Raw genomic sequence first — 17,126 nt, forward strand, 5'->3', positions numbered from 1 at the left:
TTGCCTTAGTAAATCTTAATGTTGTTTCTCTTATTTTAATTCATATCGTATTTGTTCTTTCCACTTGATGATATTTGCGATGGCGTTTGTTTCACCGCCCAAGTAGATATCTTCTATGGTCATTGACCAAAATTTAGATTTGCGTTTTCTTTCGTTATTCGGAAGAGGGTTTGTTATTTTACCCACCTTGGTTACTAACTCTCGATTTTTCTTGAGTATATAGGCGGTATCCCAATCATGATCATAAGCATCCGTAAATAAATCAACCAGCAATCGGTAACCTTCCTCTGTATAGTTGGAAGGATGCTGCAGCATATAACATGAAACAAGCCAAAAATGTAAAGCATATAACGCTGGATCACGATGTTCCCAGACAAGAGGAAAACCGAATAATTCATAGCATGAAAACCCATCGATCCCCTTAGCTCCACACTCCATACATCTTCCAGACTCCATTACTGTTCGATTATCAACCACTTTTACAATCCCCCCATCAAAAACCCTACTTTCCCCAAGATTAATAGATTGACGTTACGTAAGGTCAACTTATTGCATTCAATCTCCTGCCGAATCTTAAAACCGCCAGTAAAACAAGGGGATTTGATCCTTTTCCCCCGACACCTTGAAATCCAAACAGAAAATTTTCTTGTCACAACAGGATCATTAAGCTATTATTTAGATCGTAATGTTTACGAATAAAGGAGCGATCATCATATGTACATAAGAAATCACTTTCTGAAGCTTGGCATCCTATTGGTATGCATCAGTTTGATCAGCGCTTGCGCCCGGCCCTCCCAACGCGCCGAGGAGAAAAAGCACATTCATTTTCTCTATAATTTCTCAACGAAGTCTTTAGATCCTCATGTTGATTCAAGTTATGTTCCGTTACGGGCGGGGATAACCGAAACGCTGGTACGGCTGGATGAAGAGAATCTGTCGATCGCGCCTTGGCTGGCGGAAAGCTGGGAAGGTGAGGATGGTCAGCACTGGACGATTAAATTACGGGAGAATATTACGTTCCATAACGGCCATATCATGGATGCTGATGCGGTGAAGGCTTCCCTTGAACGGGCATTAAAAGAGAGTGTAGCTATTCAGAATGCACTCAAAATCGAAAAGATTGAAGCGGACGGTTACACACTGCAAATCACAACAAAGCAACCGTTTCCCGAGTTTGTCTCTGAGCTTGTTAATCCTAATGTATCCATTATTGACGTAACGGAAGAAGACATTATAAACCGTCCTATAGGAACCGGTCCTTTCGTATTAAAGTCGTTCTCGCCGGGGAGCAAGCTGGAGCTTGAACGCTATGACGACTATTGGGATGGGGCTTCCAACCTTGATTCCGTGACGTTTGCCTTTAACGAGGATGCCAATGCCCGTTCGCTAGCGCTCCAATCCGGTCAGGTCGATATCGTGTATCGCCCGGAGACAGAAAGCTTAGAATCATTGCAAGCCCAGGGTGGAATTAAAGTGGAGTCGACTGCGACGTTCCGCGTGCATCAAATGACCATGAATATGGAACGCGAAAGTTTACAGGACGTTCATGTTCGCCGCGCGGTGGATGCCTTGATTGATCGGCAGAAGATTGTAGATACCATTCTGTTAGGCTACGCTGAACCCGCTATCGGCCCATTTTTACCTTCATTGCCCTTTGCCCCCACTTACGAACAGAGCGAAACGGGTGCAGACATCGCTGTGAAGCACTTGGAGAAAGCGGGATATTCACTTGTGAATGGGAAAATGCAAAAAAACGGTGAACCATTGACTTTCACCTTATTGACCTATAGTGCAAGAGCAGACTTGCCTTTGATAGCTCAAGTTTTTCAGTCGGACGCCAAACAAATCGGAATCGGCGTTGAGATTCGCCAGATCGATATCCCCGAGGAGTATATGGCTTCTAACCGCGATTGGGATCTCGCTACGTACAGTAATCTAACGGCCCCGCGCGGAGACGCCGGTTATTACTTAAATGCAACGTATCACCCAACGGGCGCTCTCAACTTTTCCGGTGCTCAAAGTCCTGAACTGACGGCCATTATTGATCAACTCAATCAAACCGTGAACCAAGAAGAACGTGCTTCGCTTTCGGAACAAGCCGCTGATTATGTTCACAACAACATGATTAATTCGTTTGTTCTGCATCCTTCGACCATTGTTGCCTATAACGAACACAAAGTGAAAAACTGGCTGACTACCCGCAGTGAATATTACATGATTACAAACCGGTTGGATGTGAATTAAATGCTCCGAATCCTTACTCGTAAATTCGCGGAAGTCTTATTTTTTTTGTTATTTATTACGTTTATCAGCTTCTTGTTCATTCGACTTGCCCCTGGCGATCCGGTCTTAACCATTTTGAACGTGGATGAATTATCCGTAAGTCAGGAGCAGGTAGAGGCCCTAAGAGAGGAAATGGGATTCAATGAGCCGCTGCTTGTCCAATATGGACTTTGGCTGGTTAAATTTGTTCAGCTTGATTTCGGCAGCTCTTATATCACGGGTCAACCCGTAATGGACGTCATTTTAACGGGACTGCCGGCTACACTCGAACTAGCGGTCGGTGCGTTGATCGTTATGCTGGTCGTATCCATCCCGCTCGGATCGCTGTCCGCCCTTTACCGGAATAGCTGGATAGATCAATTGAGCAGAATCCTATCCATTCTTGGAGCCGCCGTTCCAAGTTTTTGGCTTGGCCTTATTTTTATCGACTTATTCGGTGTGCGCTTGAACTGGCTGCCCATTATGGGAAGAGACGGATGGATTACCCTGGTCTTGCCGTCATTGACGCTTGGTTTGGCGATTTCCAGTGTATATGTTCGTTTACTCCGCTCCAGCTTGCTTGATTCGCTTAGCCAGGAATTTATCCGTGCCGCGAGAGCGCGAGGTCTGTCGGAGAGGAGAATTTTTTTCGTGCATGCCTTCAGGCACAGCCTCCCTCCTGTCATTACCTTTTTCGGCGTCAGTTTAGGAAGCTTGATCGGCGGAGTGTTAGTCATTGAAGTTCTATTTGCGTACCCAGGGGTAGGAAAGCTTGTCGTGGATGCCATACGCCAACGAGACTATCCCCTTATCCAGGGCTACATTTTAATGATGGCCATTATTGTTTTTATGGTAAACACAAGCGTGGATTTGTCTTACCGATATTTAAACCCTGAAATGAAGCTCAAAGAAAGGGGGATACAGGGATGAAAGGCTTGTCTTCACCATTGCCAAAGATAAAAAAGCCGGGCTGGCAAGGGAGCTTCGCACTGGTTAGTCTGTTCCTTGTTTTATTGGTTATCGTTTACGTATTTATTTTCTTAAGACATGATCCAACATTAACAAACCTGGATCATCGCCTTCAAGGATCGAGTCTTCGGCATCCGCTCGGAACAGACCAGCTCGGCCGGGATGTTCTTACCAGACTCTTGCTGGGAGGACAACAAACGATGGGTTTCAGCTTACTGGCTCTGATGGTTTCTCTCGTGATTGGAGTCCCGTTTGGTCTTATTTCAGGATTTAAACGAGGGGTCGTGGATCGTATTTTCATGCGTATTGCCGATGGATTTCTGTCTTTCCCCGATACGATTGTCGCGATTGTTCTGAGCGGATTGCTTGGAGCCGGGATCAGCAACCTTGTGCTTGCCATTGTGATGGTAAAATGGGTCAGTTATGCCCGGCTTGTTCGCAGCACAGTATTATCGGAGTCCCAAAAAGATTACGTTCTGATTGCTCGAACCAATGGTTTATCTTCGGGCAAAATCATGCGCAAGCATTTATTTCCTCATATCGTGGGACATGTTCTTGTACTGGCAAGCCTTGACCTTGGGAAGATTATCCTGCTCATTTCCGCCTTTTCATACATTGGACTCGGGGCTCAGCCTCCCACTCCGGAATGGGGAGCCATGCTTAACGACTCTCGGCCCTATTTCCAATCAAAGCCTGAATTAATGATATATCCCGGTTTATCCATTGTATTCGCTGTACTGCTAACGAATATGCTGGGGGATTATTTACGCGACCATTTTGATGTAAGAAAAGAGGTGCGATCATGACGCTGTCCGTCGAGCAAGTTTCCATAAGCAGCAAAGACAAGAAGATTATCGATAACGTCACACTCTCCATCCGTGAAGGAGAATGGTATGCGCTGGTTGGACAAAGCGGCAGTGGAAAATCCCTGCTCTCCCTGGCAATTGGTCAAATGCTCCCACCTAATTTGCGGGTCGAAGGGAACATATACTATAAAGAACTCCATCTTTTGTCTCTATCACCTAAACAAATGAGAACCGTTCGCGGCTCGAAACTAGCCTATATTTTTCAAGATTACCAAGGTTCATTTACACCCTTCAGAACGATTGGCCAGCATTTTGAAGAATACCAGAAAGCTCACGGTATCTCCGATTCCAAAACTCGGCGGCTCAGCGCATTCGCTGCACTAGATTCCGTAGGGTTAGACGAATCCATGTATCATCGGTATCCGTTTCAATTAAGCGGAGGGCAGCTTCAACGGGTCTCCATTGCTATGGCGCTTCTGCTGTCGCCGGATTTATTAATTGCCGATGAAATCACCACGGCGCTGGACAGTGTGTCCGGCCATAAGATTTTGGAGCTCCTTGCAATGAAACAAAAAGAGACAGGCTTTGCCATTCTATTCATCACCCATGATTGGCGCCATGTCAAACGTTATGCCCACCGTCTGGCTATCATGAAAGAGGGCCAAATCATTGAATCGGGCGAAAAAGACTTTGTTCTTGCGCATCCTCGGCACGAGTATACCCAAACATTGATCCATGCGGCCCCAACGCTAAATCACCGACTTTCATCGGGTGTACGGGAGGCGGAGATTGTATGAAGCTGTTATCTGTTAAACAACTTACGAAATCATATCAGGGACAGAAAACTGCCATTAACAACCTCTCCTTCGAACTGAATCAGGGGGAATGTCTTGGTCTTGTCGGGGAAAGCGGCTGCGGCAAAAGCACGCTCGCCCGCTGCTTGCTGCGAATCGAGACGATCGACGAAGGCGCGATTCATTTCAAGAATGAAGCGATTGAACAGCTTAATGAGCGGCAATTGCACCCTTACCGACAAAAGATGCAGATCGTGTTCCAAAATCCATCCGCTGCTTTGAACCCCAAGCTCAAGATAAAGGATTCACTGATAGACCCGTACGAGCAGTACCGGAAGAAGCTCAGTCTCCGGCATTTTTCCTATACCTCTAAGGAGGCCTTCGTCAAGCAGCTTCTTGACGCCGTTGAACTACCCGAGCGTTTAGCGAATCAGTATCCGCACGAATTAAGCGGAGGACAACGCCAGCGTGTAACGATTGCGCGTGCGATAAGCATCGAACCGGAACTTGTCGTGTTAGATGAACCTACGGCAAGCCTGGATGTGATCACACAGGGGGCCGTTCTGGCTTTATTGACGAAGCTTCGCTCTTCTTTAAATTTGTCTTACTTATTTATTTCACATGATTTGGCTGCTGTAGCCCAAATGAGCCAACGAATCTTGGTTATGAAAGACGGCAGGCTTGTGGATCAATTCAACCGCGATCATTTGTTCTCGGATGAACGGCATCCGTATACCCAGGAGCTTATTTCGATCTTTTAGATAGAGTACCCACACGCGGCTGCTTGCAGAAATACATAAGGCACAGAAGGTATCTTCTGTGCCCATTCTCCTCTATCTCTTGTCATTGTCTCTCAAATACGCTGACTTCCCCCTTGTGCCCTTCCTCTTTCTTTTGGATATATTCCTCTTGGTTTTTTAATTGCATGTAACGAACAATCAGCTTATCCAACGACTGTGAAATGGCGACAACATCTTGATGCACCAATTCGAAGCTGCTAGCCATTCGCTCAAGCTCTCTTCGGAGAAGTTCGAGTTTTTTCGCTACTTGTTCGAGCTCGCTCTCGATAGAAATCATCTTGTTCACCCACCCCCGTCGTAACAAGTGATTGATGACCGTTGCCACAGTTCCTGGGACAAACTTTTTCAAACCATAAGATTTGAAGCTCTTATCTTATCGATAACGCGAATCAGCTACAGCTACAGCTACAGCTACAGCTACAGCTACAGCTACAGCTACAGCTACAGCTACTTATCATTATAAAATTCGACGCAAACAAAAAAAATACCCAGAATTGGGTAATCTTTGTCTTAAGAATTTTTATGACGGTTATGTAAATTTTTTAAGAAATGCTCCTTTATGGTTGACTCTCGTTTTTGCATATATCTTTTTAATAAAAGTACGAACCGTGCTTTGACTAATACCATAAATATCAGCAATTTCAGGTACATTTTTATTCTCCAGCCACCCATATGCTATTTCTTTCTCTCGATTCGTTAATTCATATTGGTGAAAGTGAGAATAGATCAGCTCCCTTTGCAGAATGGGATCCTTTTGAGGTAACTTTTCTTCAATATTCTTGGCCAAGTGTTCAATGAGTGGTATGGCAAATGTAACCTCGTGTAAATAATGAAAACTTAGGCCCAGGTAGCCTATGATCACATTTTTTATTCGAAGGGGAGTACAAACACACGCCAATTCTGAAAACAAGCGATTACTATGCTCGGCCCCAACTACGACAGAAAGCGTTTGTTGTTCCATGGATAATGAAATGGCATTATTTCCTGCGTCTTCCATTGCCAATGAGGTCCCACTTTTCATATTATTTCTCTCGAGAAAACTTTTTAACGAACCTGTTCCGCAATAATCGATGACGGTTCCATCCATATCTGTTATAACAAATAGATAGGGTATAGACAGCAAATCGTTCATATTCCTTGTTTCCTCTTGGAGCAAATAAAGAATTTCTTTCCGTTCAATCAACCTTTCTTTTATTTCAGTCATACTGAGGATATTAGGAAAATGATTGTTTGCTTCTACCAGTGTTCTTTGACCCATTATTTTCCCTTCTTCCCTTGTAAGAATAAGCGATTAATAATGGAATCGATCTCCTATTCATCGCCGCGGCTGCATTCGGCAGCTCCTAGCGAAAAATAAAAAACCCCCATCCATTATGATAACCACAACAAAACAGACGGAGGCTTCCGTCGTATTCGGTAACTGGCTGGCATCGCGGTCTTAAGTAGCTCCACATTAGCCCCTGTAGCTTTGCGTCGCCACTTTTCAGTGGGTTTGCTATTATCGTACTACGAAGTGTGAATTTGTCGAATATTCAAACATGTTATGACATATTCAAACTATAACTTACATTGTTTTTCATTTAATATAGGCCGCACGACCCAAATTTCCATATTTTTGTTATATTTGTCAATCACTCTTATGTCCATACACAGAATCACTTTTTGCGCCAAGCGGGTTCATAGATCGACTTAGGAGGAGGAAACTGATGAATCCAGTTAATGATCCGGGTCGATATCCACTGGCATACAACTGCAAGGATAATAATTTTCCAATCGATCACATAGGCCGTGAAGGCGAATATGATTCCATTCATCCAGAACAATGAGGTACCGGGGTTAATTCTTTTATACTTATAAATGGCTAAGGCAACATAACCGATTCCCCCATTCGATACCCTCTGCTTTATGAGGATGGCGACACCTGTTCCGAGAATAACCGAGCCAAATAGAAGATCGATCCATACGTTGCCGAACGGGGGTTCTAAGAACACCTCGAAGAAATTAACGGAAACGGACGTTACCGTTATAACAAATATGGTCCCGAAGGCACTGACACCGTCAAGATAAGGGACTGTAAAGGCGAGGAAAATAAAATTGGCTAGCCACAGTCCGAGACTCATTGGGATCTCGAACGCATGGTTCAGAAGCACCGCGATCCCAGCTCCTCCCCCCGAAGGAATGGCGTGAGGAAACAAGAACATGGCCATGGCAAAACCTTGAATGATGGAGCCGGCGGTAATGAAGAAGAGTTTCTTAGAAATATGACGCAAGAAAAAGGGATTCTTTCGCCCGGGTATGATCTGTAAATTCACACGGAATCATCCTTCATAGATTAGAGTAACAAGCCAGTCCTGCTTTTTTAGTGTATGCTTGTTCCCTAAAGGGGATTCCGGGATAGATCTCATTAACGAAAATATGTATAGGCTGACTCTGGAGATATCCATAGGCAGCCCTCTAGTATTCATCATTCTCTTGTGGTTTGGTCTATGTTTAAATTACGTAACAAAATCCATCTGTATGTTTCTCTCTCACCCCGAGTTCAAACGTATCTTGACGAAGTCCCCGGCGCATCGTTTCAAGGGAAAGCACTTCGGTGGGTTGGATATTCCCCAAATGTACATTCGATCCAAATTTTTGGAGAAGCATCGCTTGCTGCTGCTTAAGAGGTGCCTCCCAAATCAGCTTCCTTGCATCCGACACGTTGTCGATGATATTATTTATCATTTCTTCCTGGCACTCGCCATGCTTATCGAAAATACCGATACCTAGTCCGGACTCGCGAGCTTCAACGATGATAAACTCGGCGCCTACGTCTAAATCCGCTTCCATCGTATACGCGAGCATTTCGGCGTCGATGTAGGAACCGGATTGTTTCTTACCATATTCCGTAAAGACCCGAAGTCCGCGTTGTTTACCTTCCCGGATAAGTTCCGTTCGTTTTTTTCGAGACATCTCAATCGTACCGTCAGATACTTCTATAGCGTTAAATCCAAGACGGCAAACGGTATTAAAAAATGCGGGGACGGCCTCTTGCTGCACAGCTGTCTCAAGCAAGGTCCCGCCGGGCATGACCGTAATTCCATGTTGTTTGGCTAAATTGATCTTGTATAGCAGCATTTCCGTTTTATACAGCGGAGCCGTCCCAAAACCGAATTTGACGCAATCGATGTAATCCGAGGCTGTTTCGATCACATCTGAAAACATGTTTCTACCCAGGCCTTTATCAATCACCATCGTCATCCCGCGTTCCATGACCCCGTAGGTGTCGTGGTCTTTTTTGCCGTGTTCGGGATTTTCGCGCAGCCCGCTCGGATCACATATTTCCATGGGCCAAACTGTTCGCAGGGAACTGTTCATTCTAGGATCTCCTCAATTCTTTTTGATTTAGTCGTTTAATCCAATGACATTGGCATAATATGCTCATACCCATTGACAGGTGCCCATCTTTTGTCATAAGGGGTTTGTCCGGTCATCCGATCTGCCGAGGCGGCTTAATCAAAAAGAACACCAAACCTAAAGTAACCAAGGATAGTGAAGATACTGTTATAAAAACAACATGATCCGATTTATCCATCATCCACCCGAACAAGGGTGGCCCTGCGGCAACCCCCAAAAATCGCAAGCTATTATAGAGGGACGTAATCATTCCTCGCTCACTTTTCTCAACAGCGCCGGTAATCATCGTATTTAAGCAAGGAAGAAGCATTCCGGTTCCAATGCAGCTGACTGTCAGCAGCCCGATAAACATGTAAATGTTCTTAAAAAAGAAAAGTGTAGCCGCCAGAGAAAGGGTCATGGCAATCAGCCCGATATTCATCAGCCAACGAATCAGCAGGCCATTTTTCTTGATCAAGCTTCCGGTCGTATAGGAAGTGATAACCATCCCAAGTAATGGAATGGCCAAAATCAAGCCCTTCATGACCCCGTCAATGTTGTAAGGCTTGTCTTCAAGAATGTTGGATAGATAAAATAGTACGCCAAACAAAATGAATAGCCCTAGCGAACCGGCAAAAAAAGCAGTGATGAGCCAGCGGCCTTTTTCTTTAAAGATGTCTCTGATTTTTCCAAGGTATTTCCTTAGTTCTTGCTTTGAATGTTGTTTCGATTCTTTGATCATAAAAATGACGGCCAGTAACGACAACGCACAGAACACGGGAAACGCGAAAAAGGATGCATACCATACGATCAGCATAAGCAGGGAGCCGATGATCGGGCTGAGTACCTTCCCTGCCCCATTGGAGGCTTCGATTAGGCCCAGTGCCTTGCTTTCCGTCCCGCCATCGTATAAATCGCCGACGAGGGCCATGGCAATCGGTGCTGTTCCGGCGGCCGCAAGCCCCTGAATTGCCCTCGCGGAGATAATCACCGCAAAAGAGTTCCAGATGGCGCCGAATCCTGCCAGAATACCGGCACCTCCATATATGATCAAGGCAGGGATAATAATAACTTTGCGTCCAAATCGATCGGACAAATAACCAATAATCGGAATAAACAAGCCTGCTGCCAAGGAGAAAATCGTAATGATCAAGCTGCTTTGGAATTTACTGATACCCAGTTCCCTTTGCATTTCAGGAAGCCCCGGGACGAGCATGGAATTGCCGAAAACGAGCACGATCGGGATCGTCGCCAGTGCGATAAACTCCCACACTTGACCCTTTGAGCCTTTAGAAGATTTTGATTTTCCGGAAGATTCATTGTCTTTTGTCTCCGCGGAGTCGGTCTGCAGGTCGATATCGCTATGAAAGCTGATATTCAGTTTTCGCTTTTTGGTCTTTTCCATGGTATCGCTCCTCGGACTTGAAATTCGTGTAATACAGGGCATGTTCTTGATTTGTACATGCTTCCTAATTATCACCACATCCGGATTTAATATTCCCTCATTGCTGCCGAAGCCTTAGAGGATTTGAGCACTCCTTGGATTTGGGCCAATATACTGTTACTAACATACCCCCACTATGCCGGGTGAAAGGGGATACGACATGCCGATAAAGATTATTCAAGGACACCATCATACGTTGGACGCATCACACATCAATGTTGTAATTGATGTCATAAGGGCTTTTACCGTAGCGCACTATGCCTTTATCAATGGGGTTCAGGGTATCATTCTGGCAGGAACTCTGGACGACGCCTTACGCCTAAAGAAAATCGATCCTGACTTTTTATTAGCGGGAGAGATACAGGGGCTGCCGATTCCGGGGTTTGAGCTGGATAATTCGCCTGTACGTTTACACAACTTTGATCTTCGGGAGAAATTTCTGATCCAGAAGACAACTAATGGAGTTACAGCAACCTTAAACGCGCTGAGCACCGAGCACTTATTCGTTACCGGGTTCACCAATGCAAGAACAACAGCAGCGTTTATAAAGAGAAACTTATTAAAAGAAGATGACGACATGATGATTAATTTAATTGCTTCGCATCCGTCTGGCGATGATGATCTGGCCTGTGCACAATATATAGCGGAGATTCTCCAAGACACTAACCGCATATCTGCCGAGGACACCATTGAACGGATTCGAAAGTCGGAAGCGGCCGGGAAATTTTACGATCATGAAAAGCCGGAATTTTTACAGGAGGATATTTCGTTTTGTATCAAAGAGATCCCTTCCGACTTTGTAATGAAAGTGAATCTGAATAAAAACCATCCGTTGATTGAAAGGTTCCAGGTCGGGGTCTTTAATCACTGATTATGATTGGTACCGCTTGTGAGTTCTGGTTCGTCATCATAAGGGTATAATTTACATTGATAAAAGAACGAATGTTCGCATATAATACAAACAAACGTTCCCGTCAATGAGGTGGTTAATGATGTTGAGTATTGGGTTGAAACCAGATGAAACCCAACTGGTGAAGGATTATATTTTATTACCCCTTTTACTTGATGTGTTAGAGCATGACCGTTCGATCCTATGTAGAGCCGATTTAAAGACCCTAGAGCTAACGAATGCGATCATCGACCATTTGCAGGCAGCCGCATTGTCCGATTTAGCTCAAGCTCGTAGAAAAATGCGTGAATATGCCATTAAGGTTTACGAGGATCGAAAAACAAAGCTTGGGATTGAGGTTGAATTCATCTGTAGAGGGTATCATCACAAGCTGTCCATACTGTGGGGGCTGATTGAGGCAGAGATCGAGCAGCGATCGTACACCTACCTGGGGCTAAAAATCGCAGATAAGGGGAGTCCGTTGTGAAATCATCTAACCGAGTGATCATGTTAGGGGATTGCCAGTCCTTTTATGCATCTGTTGAGAAAGCAGACCACCCAGAGTATAAAGATCGCCCTTTGGTCGTTGCAGGGGATCCGGAAAGACGTTCAGGCATTGTGCTGGCTGCTTGTCCGCTTGCTAAAGAAAAAGGAATAACGACGGCAGAGCGATTAGGGGAGGCGCTGTCAAAGTGTCCGGATCTTGTCGTCATCAAACCCAGGATGCAGAAGTATATTGACGTTTCGATGCAAATCACGGAGATATACAAGAGTTATACCGATTTAGTTGAGCCTTACAGTATCGACGAGCAGTTTCTAGACGTTACCGGTTCGCTGCATCTGTTCGGCACACCCGATGAGTTAGCCCAAACCATTCAGCGTCATATCCTGGATGCTACGGGTGTTTACGCCCGCTTCGGCATCGGTGAAACCAAAATCCTTGCTAAAACGGCCTGTGATAACTACGCCAAGAAAAATCCGTCCGGCATCTACACTTTGTCCAAGGACTCGCTTGCGGATACCCTTTGGAAACTGCCCGTTAGCTGTATGTTTATGGCCGGCAGCAAGATGACCCGCCACTTTAACGTCATGGGGCTGCCCACGATCGGCAGCGTGGCTCAGACTCCTCTTGCTAAATTGAAGCAGATGATGCGCCGTAAATTCGGTAAAAATTCCGATATTTCAGCCGAGATGTACTGGCGAATTGCCAACGGAATCGATGATAGCCCGGTAAGGCCAGGTACGCACCAGGTTGACCCTAAATCGGTTGGACACATGATGACCCTCCCTCGGGATTATACCAAGCTGGAAGAAATCAAGGTCGTGCTGCTTGAGCTGACAGAGCTGGTTTGCCAGCGATGCCGCGGCCTTGGTTTTATGGGGCATGTGGTGTCGGTCGGTTGTATGGGAGCCGACTTTGACCGCCCCACGGGATTTAGCCGGCAGATGAAAATGGAGGATCCATCGAATATTACGAATCAGGTTTACCGCTGGGCATGCCGGCTGCTTGAAACGTATTGGGACGGCCTGCCGATTCGGAGGGTCGGTATTAGCTTGTCACAGTTTTCCCCGGATACGGAATACCAAATATCATTGTTTGATACAGGACGGGAGCGGTCGATGGCACTTGAACGGGTGACCGATGCCCTAAAAAATAAATATGGGAATTCGATTGTGATTCGAGCGGTATCCAAAACAGACGCAGGCCAAGCGCTGGACCGATCAGCCAAGATAGGAGGACACTATAAATGACAACACGAAAAAAGCTTGAGGGTAATGGGCTGTGGGAATCAAGCCGGATGATGCTGCCGGAGCACAAAGAAACCATCATTCGTAGGCAACTGGAAGAGGGGCGGAAAGATCGGCCAACGCTCGATCCGCAAGAAATGGAATTAATCGAGAGTGCGCTCGCCGAGTCATTTCATGAACACCGTATGATTACCGTGAGACTATTCGATGAATATGAGGACACGGAATTAACTGGGATTGTCGTGCTGATCCACACGTTTAGACGGGAGATCAAACTGTCCATGGCCGAAGAGGAATCGCGTTGGATTAAAATTGATGAGATCATTTCAGCAGTATCATAGTGGATAATGAATACCTCTGATCCCGATCAGAGGTATTTTTCTGTTGCCTATACAATCAATAAATCTTTCGAATCTAACGTTTGTTGACTATAGTATCAAGTTTGTTATCTGGAAGCATCGAATCTTCCTCTTATACAATGAAACTAACAAATGCACGACAAGCGAGATAACACCGTAAGGAGTGACAAACATGAGCTCTAAAGCCGAATCAAAAGAAAAACGAAAGCGCTTACGAATACGCTGGCACAAGCAGGATACGGAACTAACCCTCTTGGCGTTGCCGACCACGATTTGGTACATCCTGTTTAGTTTCTTACCGATGTTCGGAATCATTATCGCCTTCAAAAATTTTAGGATCAGCGGCGGCTTTTTGAGCAATGTGTTTAACAGTCCATGGGTCGGCTTCAAAAACTTCGAATTCTTGTTCAAATCGAATGACGCTTGGATCATTATTCGAAACACGATTGGATACAACATGGTGTTTATCGTGCTAGGGATTGTTCTGCCCGTTCTATTCGCGATTATGATCGGACTCCTCCATAGCCGCAAAGCAAGCAAAGTCTATCAGACGATGATGTTCCTCCCCTATTTCCTCTCCTGGGTAGTCGTATCTGCGGTAGGCTGGGCATTCTTAAGCTTCGATAAAGGGATTGTCAATCAAATGCTCGTCAGTATGGGCAGCGATCCTATTAACTGGTATATGGAACCGAAATACTGGCCATTGTTTTTGATTCTCTTAAATGTCTGGAAGGGCCTGGGCTATGGTATGGTCATTTATTTGGCAACCATCACGAGCATTGACAGCACCTATTATGAAGCAGCTGTTATTGATGGCGCTTCGATTTGGCAGCAGACAAGATTTATTACATTACCCATGCTCAAGCTAGTGATCGTCATGATGTTCATACTGGCCGTCGGACGCATATTTTACACGGATTTCGGCTTGTTCTTTCAGGTCACGCGAGATTCCAATTCGCTGTTCAACGTGGCGACCACCATCGATGTCATGGTGTATAAACAACTGAAAACCGCCACCGTAGGGATGGCATCCGCAGCCGCATTCGTACAGTCTGTTCTGGGATGCGCAACGATTCTGATCGCTAACTGGATTGTTCGCAGAATCGATCCGGATAGCGCGATGATGTAAGGAGGCAAGACAATGACACCAAAAACCACTTACGAGACGGGCCTTGAAAAGTTCAACCGTACAAACAAAGCCGTCAACCTGTTCTTCAACCTGATATTTATCATCTTGGCGCTGCTCTGCGTCATACCCGTAGTTGTTGTTCTATCCATTTCCTTTTCCAGTGAGGAGTCCATCCGTGAGACCGGATATCACCTGCTCCCGGTTGCTTTGTCGGCGGAGGCTTACGTCTATATCGTCAAGCAGGGAACGATGATTCTGCGAGCGCTTGGGGTATCCGCCCTCGTTACCGTGGTCGGTACCGTGCTCGGCGTGTTGCTGACGGCCTCCATGGGTTACGTGCTCTCTCGCCCAAACTACAAGCTCAGGGGCTTTCTGACCTGGGTGGTATTCATCCCCATGGTATTCAACGGAGGCTTGGTATCCAGCTACTTCATTAATACGAATTTGCTAGGGCTAAAAGATAGCGTCTGGGCACTTATACTACCGCTCGCGGTTTCATCGTTCAACGTGATCATATGTAAAACCTTCTTCAAGAGCACGATTCCCGATGGGCTGATCGAATCTGCTGAAATCGATGGCGCGAGCCAGCTGCGAATCTTCTTCTCCATCATTCTGCCGATCTCATTGCCGGTCATCGCCACCATCGGACTGTTTCTCTGCTTTGCTTACTGGAATGACTGGTTCCAATCGATGCTGTATATCGACAACCAGAACCTGTATTCTCTGCAAGCGCTGCTCAACAGCTTAATGAGCAATGTCGATGCACTGGCCAAGAATGCCGCCAGCATGGGCGTAAGCTACGCCATGCTCGTTGCGACGATGCCGAAGGAATCCGCCCGCATGGCGGTCGCCATTCTCATCGTGCTGCCCGTAGCATTCGCTTACCCTTTCTTCCAGAAATATTTTATTTCCGGGCTAACGGTCGGCGCTGTGAAGGGCTAAATGGGAAATAAGCCAAGCAAAACTTGGTTTATGATAAATCACGCTGTACAACACTTAAGCGATTTAACTTCAATAAGGGGGAATTGGAAATGAAGAGAGCTTTTAAGTTCATCTCTACTCTGTGCGTAATGGCACTCATGTTGACCGCTTTAGCAGCCTGCGGCGGCTCAAAGTCTCCAGCAGCGACGGATGGATCTGCGGAGACAACGGACACACCGAAGGAGAACACCGAAACAAGCAAAGATATCCCGACGTTGACCTGGTGGACCATCGGCGGCCAGGTGCCGAACAATTTCAACAAAGCGGTTGATGCCATGAATGCCTACACAGCCGAGAAAATTGGCGTGAAGGTCGACATCAAGGTAGCAAGCTGGGGCGAATGGGACACCAAAATGAACACCATCGTGAATACCGGCGAACCATTTGACATCATGTTCACGAACAGCGGTAAATACAGTAAGCAAGTCACTATGGGCGCGTTTGCCGATATTACGGATCTGGTTCAGAGCGAAACGCCCGACTTGTATAAACTGATTCCCGAGAAGGTATGGGAAGGTACAAAAATCGGCGGCAAATATTATTCCGTTCCGACTTACAAGGATTCCGCGCTGACGCAGTACTGGGTATTCGATGATAAGTATGTGCAAAAGTACAATATTGATATCAACAATATCAAAACGCTGCAGGATCTGGATAAGCCGCTCCATGACATGAAGGCTGGCGAAGGCAAAAGCTTCTATCCGCTGCCGATGACGCAAGGCGAAGGCTTGAACGGCTTCTTTAACGACTATGACGATTTAACCCTGGGCTTCCCTCCCATCGGCGTAAAAGCGGACGATGCATCACGCACGGTGGTCTCTGTACTCGAGCAGCCTGATGTTATGGCAAATCTGAAGCTGCTGCATCAATGGTACCAGGATGGCATCATCAATCCGGATGCTCCGACAAAAACGGAGAACGACAAAGGCAGACCATTCTTTGCAGCCCAAGCATTCCCGGGAGCCGAGATCAGCTGGCAGATCAATGACGCCATCGAGAAGTACGATATGGTTCAGCATTACGGGCCGATCTATACCACCAGTACGATTCAAGGCTCGCTGAATGCAATTTCCGCGAATTCCAAATATAAGAAGGAAGCCTTGAAATACCTCGAATTGGTGAATACGGATCCTAAACTTCGCAATATGCTGGCATTCGGCGAGTTGGGCGTCGATTACAACAATGTGGATGGCGAAAAGGTGATTGAGCGTACATCCGATACTTGGCCGCTGGCAGCCTACACCCAAGGCACATTCTTCAATTTGGCGGTGACCAAAGGCGCTCCTGAAGATCAATGGGAACAGGTTAAAAAGCTGAACGATGCAGCGACCTCCTCCACCGTCCTCGGCTTTGCGCTGGACATCACCGATCTTCAGACCGAAGTGGCGAACTGCCAGGCCGTATGGGATAAATACAAATATGAACTGATCACAGGCGCATCCGATCCGGAGAAAATGGTGCCGAAGATTACGGCTGAATTAAAGTCAGCCGGCATGGACACGATTATGCAGGCTGCCCAAGAGCAAATCAACACTTACTTCAAGTAAGATTACAATCAAGCGCATCCCT

General features: G+C 46.1%; 18 protein-coding genes and 1 riboswitch. Of the genes, 12 read left to right on the forward strand and 6 right to left on the reverse strand.

The features are described 5' to 3' along the window. Positions 1–30 precede the first annotated feature (30 nt). Entirely contained in the window at positions 31–477 is a 447-nt protein-coding gene (locus tag OHJ21_RS16750; RefSeq protein WP_326119257.1) for a DUF5946 family protein, read from the reverse strand. A gap of 237 nt (positions 478–714) precedes the next feature. Between OHJ21_RS16750 and nikA the strand changes: the two genes are divergently transcribed. Genes nikA through OHJ21_RS16775 form a run of 5 tightly spaced genes read left to right on the forward strand, consistent with a single transcriptional unit; the run spans position 715 to position 5,592 of the window. After that, positions 715–2,244 (forward strand): nickel ABC transporter substrate-binding protein, encoded by a 1,530-nt coding sequence (nikA, locus tag OHJ21_RS16755; protein ID WP_486020605.1) that lies wholly within the window; start codon positions 715–717, stop codon positions 2,242–2,244. Continuing rightward, on the forward strand, positions 2,245–3,192 hold the full coding sequence (gene nikB, locus OHJ21_RS16760) for a nickel ABC transporter permease (protein WP_486020606.1): 948 nt from the start codon (positions 2,245–2,247) through the stop codon (positions 3,190–3,192). Next, positions 3,189–4,037, forward strand: coding sequence for a nickel transporter permease (gene nikC, locus OHJ21_RS16765; RefSeq protein WP_486020608.1), 849 nt, complete (start codon positions 3,189–3,191; stop codon positions 4,035–4,037). The genes nikB and nikC overlap by 4 nt, the downstream gene beginning before the upstream one ends. Next, the gene (locus tag OHJ21_RS16770) at positions 4,034–4,834 is read left to right on the forward strand and encodes an ABC transporter ATP-binding protein (protein WP_100538712.1); all 801 of its coding nucleotides are present in this window, start codon (positions 4,034–4,036) and stop codon (positions 4,832–4,834) included. Before nikC ends, OHJ21_RS16770 begins: the two co-directional genes overlap by 4 nt. Beyond that, the gene (locus OHJ21_RS16775) at positions 4,831–5,592 is read left to right on the forward strand and encodes an ABC transporter ATP-binding protein (RefSeq protein WP_326114559.1); all 762 of its coding nucleotides are present in this window, start codon (positions 4,831–4,833) and stop codon (positions 5,590–5,592) included. The genes OHJ21_RS16770 and OHJ21_RS16775 overlap by 4 nt, the downstream gene beginning before the upstream one ends. An 82-nt stretch (positions 5,593–5,674) precedes the next feature. Here the strand turns inward: OHJ21_RS16775 and OHJ21_RS16780 are convergent, their stop codons facing one another. From OHJ21_RS16780 to OHJ21_RS16800, 5 genes are all read right to left on the reverse strand, one after another. Continuing rightward, entirely contained in the window at positions 5,675–5,980 is a 306-nt protein-coding gene (locus OHJ21_RS16780) for a Spo0E family sporulation regulatory protein-aspartic acid phosphatase (RefSeq protein WP_486020609.1), read from the reverse strand. A 180-nt stretch (positions 5,981–6,160) separates the two neighbouring features. After that, positions 6,161–6,889, reverse strand: a complete 729-nt coding sequence (locus tag OHJ21_RS16785) for a helix-turn-helix transcriptional regulator (protein ID WP_326114557.1) — start codon at positions 6,887–6,889, stop codon at positions 6,161–6,163. Between the two features lie 154 nt (positions 6,890–7,043). Next, positions 7,044–7,138, reverse strand: a riboswitch (cyclic di-GMP riboswitch). 148 nt (positions 7,139–7,286) lie between these two features. Next, positions 7,287–7,943: a YitT family protein gene (locus OHJ21_RS16790; RefSeq protein WP_394054310.1), complete on the reverse strand. Its 657-nt coding sequence runs from the start codon at positions 7,941–7,943 to the stop codon at positions 7,287–7,289. 178 nt (positions 7,944–8,121) lie between these two features. Beyond that, on the reverse strand, positions 8,122–8,988 hold the full coding sequence (gene comA, locus OHJ21_RS16795; protein WP_100538716.1) for a phosphosulfolactate synthase: 867 nt from the start codon (positions 8,986–8,988) through the stop codon (positions 8,122–8,124). 112 nt (positions 8,989–9,100) lie between these two features. After that, a complete protein-coding gene (locus OHJ21_RS16800) occupies positions 9,101–10,411 on the reverse strand; it encodes an MFS transporter (RefSeq protein ID WP_100538717.1) in 1,311 nt (436 codons plus the stop codon). 199 nt (positions 10,412–10,610) lie between these two features. Between OHJ21_RS16800 and OHJ21_RS16805 the strand changes: the two genes are divergently transcribed. From OHJ21_RS16805 to OHJ21_RS16835, 7 genes are all read left to right on the forward strand, one after another. Continuing rightward, positions 10,611–11,321 (forward strand): 2-phosphosulfolactate phosphatase, encoded by a 711-nt coding sequence (locus tag OHJ21_RS16805; protein ID WP_100538718.1) that lies wholly within the window; start codon positions 10,611–10,613, stop codon positions 11,319–11,321. Between the two features lie 121 nt (positions 11,322–11,442). Next, positions 11,443–11,826: a YhjD family protein gene (locus tag OHJ21_RS16810; RefSeq protein ID WP_127593361.1), complete on the forward strand. Its 384-nt coding sequence runs from the start codon at positions 11,443–11,445 to the stop codon at positions 11,824–11,826. Beyond that, the gene (locus OHJ21_RS16815) at positions 11,823–13,091 is read left to right on the forward strand and encodes a DNA polymerase IV (protein ID WP_243390813.1); all 1,269 of its coding nucleotides are present in this window, start codon (positions 11,823–11,825) and stop codon (positions 13,089–13,091) included. The genes OHJ21_RS16810 and OHJ21_RS16815 overlap by 4 nt, the downstream gene beginning before the upstream one ends. Next, the gene (locus OHJ21_RS16820) at positions 13,088–13,429 is read left to right on the forward strand and encodes a YolD-like family protein (protein ID WP_100538720.1); all 342 of its coding nucleotides are present in this window, start codon (positions 13,088–13,090) and stop codon (positions 13,427–13,429) included. The genes OHJ21_RS16815 and OHJ21_RS16820 overlap by 4 nt, the downstream gene beginning before the upstream one ends. A gap of 190 nt (positions 13,430–13,619) precedes the next feature. Next, entirely contained in the window at positions 13,620–14,576 is a 957-nt protein-coding gene (locus OHJ21_RS16825; protein ID WP_100538721.1) for an ABC transporter permease, read from the forward strand. A gap of 12 nt (positions 14,577–14,588) precedes the next feature. Then, a complete protein-coding gene (locus OHJ21_RS16830) occupies positions 14,589–15,518 on the forward strand; it encodes a carbohydrate ABC transporter permease (RefSeq protein WP_100538722.1) in 930 nt (309 codons plus the stop codon). Between the two features lie 89 nt (positions 15,519–15,607). Continuing rightward, a complete protein-coding gene (locus OHJ21_RS16835) occupies positions 15,608–17,104 on the forward strand; it encodes an ABC transporter substrate-binding protein (RefSeq protein ID WP_486020613.1) in 1,497 nt (498 codons plus the stop codon). Positions 17,105–17,126: the final 22 nt, after the last annotated feature.

The organism is Virgibacillus sp. LDC1, assembly GCF_025792345.1.
Taxonomy (GTDB): Bacteria; Bacillota; Bacilli; order Paenibacillales; family Paenibacillaceae; genus Paenibacillus_AQ; species Paenibacillus_AQ lautus.

Bases quoted from the DNA above. Each gene is read 5' to 3' on its own strand.
- nikA (WP_486020605.1), top strand. From the start codon at position 715: ATGTACATAAGAAATCACTTTCTGAAGCTTGGCATCCTATTGGTATGC.
- nikB (WP_486020606.1), top strand. From the start codon at position 2,245: ATGCTCCGAATCCTTACTCGTAAATTCGCGGAAGTCTTATTTTTTTTG.
- nikC (WP_486020608.1), top strand. From the start codon at position 3,189: ATGAAAGGCTTGTCTTCACCATTGCCAAAGATAAAAAAGCCGGGCTGG.
- OHJ21_RS16770 (WP_100538712.1), top strand. From the start codon at position 4,034: ATGACGCTGTCCGTCGAGCAAGTTTCCATAAGCAGCAAAGACAAGAAG.
- OHJ21_RS16775 (WP_326114559.1), top strand. From the start codon at position 4,831: ATGAAGCTGTTATCTGTTAAACAACTTACGAAATCATATCAGGGACAG.
- OHJ21_RS16785 (WP_326114557.1), bottom strand. From the start codon at position 6,889: ATGGGTCAAAGAACACTGGTAGAAGCAAACAATCATTTTCCTAATATC.
- comA (WP_100538716.1), bottom strand. From the start codon at position 8,988: ATGAACAGTTCCCTGCGAACAGTTTGGCCCATGGAAATATGTGATCCG.
- OHJ21_RS16800 (WP_100538717.1), bottom strand. From the start codon at position 10,411: ATGGAAAAGACCAAAAAGCGAAAACTGAATATCAGCTTTCATAGCGAT.
- OHJ21_RS16805 (WP_100538718.1), top strand. From the start codon at position 10,611: ATGCCGATAAAGATTATTCAAGGACACCATCATACGTTGGACGCATCA.
- OHJ21_RS16810 (WP_127593361.1), top strand. From the start codon at position 11,443: ATGTTGAGTATTGGGTTGAAACCAGATGAAACCCAACTGGTGAAGGAT.
- OHJ21_RS16820 (WP_100538720.1), top strand. From the start codon at position 13,088: ATGACAACACGAAAAAAGCTTGAGGGTAATGGGCTGTGGGAATCAAGC.
- OHJ21_RS16825 (WP_100538721.1), top strand. From the start codon at position 13,620: ATGAGCTCTAAAGCCGAATCAAAAGAAAAACGAAAGCGCTTACGAATA.
- OHJ21_RS16830 (WP_100538722.1), top strand. From the start codon at position 14,589: ATGACACCAAAAACCACTTACGAGACGGGCCTTGAAAAGTTCAACCGT.
- OHJ21_RS16835 (WP_486020613.1), top strand. From the start codon at position 15,608: ATGAAGAGAGCTTTTAAGTTCATCTCTACTCTGTGCGTAATGGCACTC.